A 6047-nucleotide genomic window follows, 5' to 3' on the forward strand; every position below is an offset into this window, starting at 1 on the left:
TGGCTGGGCGATGGGAGCCGTGTGAGCCGAGAGGCTCCCGCACGGTTCTGCGAGCGGCGGCGGGTGAGATTCCCGCCGCCGACTCACCTCGTGGTGTTCTGCACTACGGAGGAAGAGGCGATGAAGGCCAAGCAGGACCTCGCCGCATGGCTCGAACCCCGGGGTCTATCCTTCAACGAGGAAAAGACCAGGGTGGTTCACCTCTCCAATGGGGTTGACTTCCTCGGGTTCAACGTCGGCAGGTTCCGCGAGAAACTGATCATCAAGCCGAGCCGGGATGCCCTACAGAGAGCCCGGAAGAGGATCGGTACCACGGCCAGGGAGAACAGCGGCTCGCCCACTGAAAACCTGGTCAGGACACTGTCACCGTTTGTACGTGGCTGGTCCACGTACTACCGGACTGTCTGTTCGAAGGAGACCTTCAACCTACTGGACGCCCACACCTTCGAGATCCTGAAGCGTTGGGCTATGCGGCGACATCGCCGCAAGCCCTGGGGATGGATCAAGCGAAGGTACTGGGGCAAGTTTCAGCCAGGCAGGTCCAGCAAGTGGGTGTTCGGCACTCCCGAGCATTACTTGCAGCAAGCCTCCTGGATGCCGATCCAGCGACACACCTTGGTCAAGGACGATGCGTCCCCCGATGACCCGGAGCTGGAAGAGTACTGGAGGAACCGTCGACGCAAGCGGGTGCAGGCAGTGGGAGAGCCCAAGAAGATCCTCTCCCTCGCCTACCGTCAGCAGGGGCTCTGTCCCAGGTGCGGACTGGATCTGATCGACGGAGCTGGGTTCGACCCGGACGACGTTCAGGACTGGGCCAAGTGGTTCACGGGGAGCCTCCGGGCGATCCACGTGCATCACCTGACCTACCGCAGCAAGGGCGGCAGCGACCACCCAAGCAACCTGGAGCTGATCCACACGGCATGTCATCGCCAGGTACACGCTGGCGACCGGAAGCGTGACACCCAGCAGGCAGCCACAGGCTAGCTTGAGCCGGATGCGAGGATGACTCGCATGTCCGGTTCTGAGGGGGCTCCGGCGCAGCAATCCTCCGGAGCTACCCGACTGCTCAGCGTAGTCAACGCCGACGGCACCACCGCGGACGGTTCTCTGATCGACGAGATTGTCCGCGAGGGCGCGAGGCAGATGCTCGCGGCCGCGCTGGAGGCTGAAGTCAACGCCTACATCGCCGAGTTGGCCGACCAGTGCGACGAGCAGGGACGTCGGCTCGTGGTCCGCAACGGCTACCACCAGTCGCGGAAGGTCACTACCGCGGCCGGAGTTGTGGAGGTTAAGGCTCCGCGCGTGAACGACAGGCGCCTCGACGAGACGACCGGTGAGCGCAAGCGGTTCTCCTCAGCCATCCTGCCGCCCTGGTGCCGGAAGTCTCCGAAGATCAGCGAGGTTCTGCCCCTGCTCTACCTGCACGGACTGTCCTCAGGTGACTTCGTGCCCGCCCTCGAGCAGTTCCTCGGCTCCACGGCCGGGCTCTCGCCGGCCACAGTCACCAGGCTGACCACGCAGTGGCAGGCAGACCACACCGCGTTCGGTCAGCGAGACCTGTCCGCCACCGACTACGTCTACGTCTGGGCTGACGGCATCCACCTGCGCATACGCCTCACGCAGGCCAAGTCGTGCGTGCTCGTGCTGATGGGCGTGCGCGCGGACGGCACCAAGGAACTGATCGCCATGGCCGACGGCTACCGTGAATCCCGCGACTCCTGGGCCGACCTGCTGCATGACTGCCAGCGGCGCGGCATGCGCGCTCCTGTCCTCGCGGTCGGCGACGGCGCCCTGGGTTTCTGGAAGGCCCTCGCCGAGGTCTTCCCCGAGGCCCGCCACCAGCGGTGCTGGGTTCACAGGGGTCGCAGAGAATTAACTTGTGGGTTCTGAGACTTGATGTCCCAGGTCGGCGCGCTGCTCGTACGCATGTTGTTTCTCTGCGAGCCCACAAGACCGCCAACGTCATCGACTCCCTGCCGAAGTCCATCCAGCCCAGCGCGAAGAAGGCCCTGCAGGAGATCTACAACGCCGAGGACAAGGAGCATGCCCTCAAGGCCGTCGCCGCGTTCGAGAAGGCGTACGGCGCGAAGTGGCCCAAGGCCGTCAAGAAGATCACCGATGATGTCGACGAGCTGTTGGCGTTCTATGACTTCCCCGCCGAGCACTGGATCCACCTGCACACCACGAACCCCATCGAGTCGACCTTCGCCACGGTGCGGCTCCGCACCAAGGTGACCAAGGGTGCCGGCAGCGCGGCCGCCGCCCTCGCCATGGTCTTCAAGCTTGTCGAGTCCGCCCAGCAGCGGTGGCGGTCCGTGAACGCACCCCACCTCGTCGCCCCCGTCCGTGCCGGAGCCCGCTTCGAACGCGGCCACCTCGTCGAACGTCCCGACGAAGACCCCGTCCCCACAGCCGCTTGATCCTTTCGCTGGAGCGAAACCATGAACGACATCGCTGGGAATGGCACCGACTTCGCCGCATCCATCAACGGTCAGGAATGGCACGTTGCGTGGTATCCACCACCTGACCCACCGTCGGGCACGCCACACGGCGCGGAGGCGGTGTGCGTCGCTGGCGACCGGATCGTCGTGGTCAGCACAGACGGACAGCAGTGGGGCCTGCCCGCCGGTCGCCCCGAGCGGCATGAGCAGTGGGTCGACACGATGCGCCGGGAGGTCCGTGAGGAAGCCTGCGCCGAGGTGATGGACTGCCGGCTGCTCGGGTTCAGCCGGGGCATCTGCGTGCGAGGTCCGCAGGAAGGGCTGGTGCTGGTCCGGTCGATGTGGCGAGCAGAGGTGCGTCTGGCTCCGTGGGACCCACGCTTCGAGATGGCCCACCGCCGGCTCCTGCCGGCGGAGGAGGCGTTCCAGTCCCTGGCCATCCCCAAGGGGCTTGGCCCCTTCTATCGCCGGCTGTTCGTCGAAGCCGCCGTCCCCCGCCCCAACACCCACGACATCTGACCACCAGATCACTCATGCGACAAGATCTTGATCCACAGGTCTTGACTATTCCTCTACGGCCGCCGGGCAGCCAGCTCTGTGGCGGGAGGGAGAACCTCAAGCGGCCATCACCGCAAAGGGGCCGAGTACCGATGCGGGGCACGGGGACGGACTGTCTCGTAGTAGTGATGAAGCCCGGTAAATGCGGGTGGAGCGAAGGGGACGGATCATCCTGGCCTGCTTGGCGGCCAACCGGCTGTGCCGGGAGGAGCCGGGTGAGCGGGTCGAAGTCGTTCGAGATCTCGAAGCATGTCGTCTGGGAGGCGTATCTCAGGGTCAAGGCGAACCGGGGAGCGGCCGGCGTCGACGGCGAGTCGATCGAGCAGTTCGAGGTGGACCTGAAGGGCAACCTCTACAAGCTGTGGAATCGCATGTCGTCGGGCAGCCGGTACGGATGGTGGAGATCCCCAAGCCGGGAGGGCGAGGGGTCAGGGTGCTCGGCGTGCCGACGGTCGCGGACAGGATCGCGCAGACGGTGGTGGCCATGGTCCTGGAGCCGGAGGTGGAATCGCTGTTCCATCCCGACTCCTACGGCTATCGGCCCCGCCGCAGTGCGCTGGACGCGCTCGCGGTGTGCCGGGAGAGGTGCTGGAGAAGCGACTGGGTGGTCGACATCGACATCCGCGGCTTCTTCGACAACCTCGACCATGACCTGGTCCTCAAGGCGGTGGCCCACCACACCGATCAGCGGTGGATCCTGCTGTATGTGGAGCGCTGGCTGAAGGCCCCACTCCAGCAGGACGGTGGCGTGCTGGTCGCGCGGGATCGCGGGAGCCCGCAGGGCTCGGCGATCTCACCTTTGTTGGCGAACCTGTTCATGCACTACGCGTTCGATGCGTGGATGAGCCGGACCTTCCCGGTCGTCGCGTTCGAGCGGTACTGCGATGACATGGTGGTCCATTGCCGTACCGAGGTCGAGGCGCACCGGGTGCGTCAGGCGATCGGCGAGCGGCTGGTGCAGTGCGGGGGATTGCAGCTGCATCCTGACAAGACCCGCATCGTGTACTGCAGGGACGGTAAGAGGCGTGGCTCGTACGAACACACGTCGTTCACGTTCCTGGGGTACACATTCCGGTCGCGGAAGGTCCGGACACGGAGTGGGAGTTACTTCTTCGGCTTCAACCCGGCCATCAGCGACGAGGCCGCCAAGCGGATCCGGGCGCAGATCCGGTCCTGGCGGCTGCACCTGCGCAGTGGCTCGTCCCTGGCAGACCTCGCGCGGGAGATCAATCCGATCGTGCGGGGCTGGATCAACTATTACGGGCGGTTCTACCCGTCCGAGCTGGTCAAGAGTCTCAAAGGCATCAATCACTACCTGATGCGGTGGGCCATGCAGAAGTACAAGCGACTCCGGCGCCGCCGGATGCGGGTCATGCGGCGAGGGCGAGTTCGTCGCTGTAGCGGGTGGCGTGGTCGCGGAGGTACTCACGTTGCTGGTGATACGCCCAGTAGTCCTCGAAGTCGCCGTTGTCGATGACGGCTCGCAGGAGGAGGACGGCGTCGGCGCTGGGCAGGTCCCATCTGGCTCCCGCGAGGTCGAGATGGTTCTTCACGAGGTGCCGGCACGTTCCCTCGATCACACCGGTCGCGATCGGCCAGCCCAGGGCGAGAGCGAGGTGGTAGACGAGGTAGGGCTCCTTGGCCTCGATGTAGGCCGCGGCGCGGGTGGCTGCCTCGGTGCCCCGGTGGCCGGGAGTTTCGTGGATGCGGCGGATGTGGGCGCGGATGTCGGAGACGATGCGGGCGCTGTGGCCTTCCAGGACGGCGCGGGCTGCGGTGGCGACCCAGGCCGTGCGGGTGGGTTTCGCGGGGTGGAGTTCGTCGGCGGCCCGCCACAAGTACTCGATGACGTGGACGAAGTCGACGATGACGTCGTCTTCACACCGCGGCGTTCGGCTTCTGCGTTGATGCAGTCGAGTTGGTGGTTGGCGCCGTCGACCAGGACGATGCACCGGCGTCGGTGGTCGGGATCGCTTTGCTGGGCGGTGTCGAACATGGCCTTCACCATGGCCTTGGTGGAGCGTTCGAGGGAGGCGTCCAACTGTCGGCCGCGGGCGTGGGGGCCCTCGCGGCGTTGTTCGCGCTCGGCGCGGGTCACGGGCAGGATGTCGGCCGGTGAACGCTTCACCGGAGCGGCGTCGTAGACGGCGGTGACCGACGCCATCCGGGTCCGGCCGGCCCGGTCCCGGCGGCTGAGCTGGGCGGAGGGAGCCTGCCCGGCGGCTGTCCCGGCCGCCTCCTTCGCCGCGGCCCGGGTCGCCTCGCGCAACGCGGCGGGAATCATGGCGACACCGGTCGCGTCGATACTCATGACCAGCAGATCTTGCCCCGTCGAGCCCGTCGAGCCCGTCGAGCCGGCTGTGTCCGGGTTCAGGGCGGGGGTGTAGAAGTCGAGGATGTCGGCGGCGGCGTGCTGGACGGTGGCCATCAACTGGCGGGTGCCCAGGTGTTGTCCGGTGATCCGGGACACGCTCTGGGCGGCCTGCCGGGCCGGGGAGCGGGCCACCTCAACGGCGATCAGTTTGCGCAGGGGCTGGGAGTAGAGCCGGGCGGGGAGTTCGAGGACGGCGTCGGCCGGGTGCAGGTTGCCCACGCCTTTGCCTTCGGCGCGGTAGGCGATGCGTTCGGTCTCGACGCGGCCCACCGTGGTGGCGATCATCCGGCGGTGTCCCGACTCGGCCCGGGTGCGGGTGATCCCCTCACTGCCTCTCACCACCGGCCGGCGTTCCTCTGCACGGGCTCGGGCGTCGAGCTGGTCTTGCATCAGCTGCCGTTGCAACTCACGGCCGGCCTCGGTGACGTATTCCTCCAGCGTCGCCTGGGAGGCGGCCATCATCATCGGTGCGGACAGGGTTTCGACCATGTCCTCCAGCCGGGTGCGGGAGGCGGCGAAGTCACCGTCACGGGCAGGGCGGGAGGCACAGGGTCGCACCAGGCTTCTCCTGTTGTCGCGCGTGGCTCACTAGCCCCGTACTTCGCGGGTCACTGATTCAGGTCTGTGGCCAGCGGGTTCGTGTGACTTCGATGCCGAGGAGTTCGAGGAGGTGG

4 protein-coding genes and 1 pseudogene are annotated in these 6047 nt (G+C 66.6%); 4 read left to right on the forward strand and 1 reads right to left on the reverse strand.

Annotation, left to right across the window (positions count from 1 at the left end):
• The 4 genes and pseudogenes from H8R17_RS43985 to ltrA all read left to right on the forward strand — a co-directional run.
• On the forward strand, positions 1–984 hold a 984-nt coding region (locus tag H8R17_RS43985), incomplete at its 5' end, for a group II intron maturase-specific domain-containing protein (RefSeq protein WP_262506010.1).
• 78 nt (positions 985–1062) lie between these two features.
• Positions 1063–2420, forward strand: a pseudogene (locus tag H8R17_RS43990) (IS256 family transposase).
• Between the two features lie 21 nt (positions 2421–2441).
• The gene (locus tag H8R17_RS43995) at positions 2442–2960 is read left to right on the forward strand and encodes an NUDIX hydrolase (RefSeq protein WP_187828774.1); all 519 of its coding nucleotides are present in this window, start codon (positions 2442–2444) and stop codon (positions 2958–2960) included.
• A gap of 400 nt (positions 2961–3360) precedes the next feature.
• Positions 3361–4476 (forward strand): group II intron reverse transcriptase/maturase, encoded by a 1116-nt coding sequence (ltrA, locus tag H8R17_RS44000; RefSeq protein ID WP_316959735.1) that lies wholly within the window; start codon positions 3361–3363, stop codon positions 4474–4476.
• 99 nt (positions 4477–4575) lie between these two features.
• Here the strand turns inward: ltrA and H8R17_RS44005 are convergent, their stop codons facing one another.
• Complete coding sequence (locus tag H8R17_RS44005) at positions 4576–5931, reverse strand: hypothetical protein (protein WP_187828775.1); 1356 nt, start codon at positions 5929–5931, stop codon at positions 4576–4578.
• Positions 5932–6047: the final 116 nt, after the last annotated feature.

Origin of the sequence: Streptomyces sp. TRM68367 (genome assembly GCF_014495685.1) — a bacterium.
In the GTDB taxonomy this organism is placed as follows: domain Bacteria; phylum Actinomycetota; class Actinomycetes; order Streptomycetales; family Streptomycetaceae; genus Streptomyces.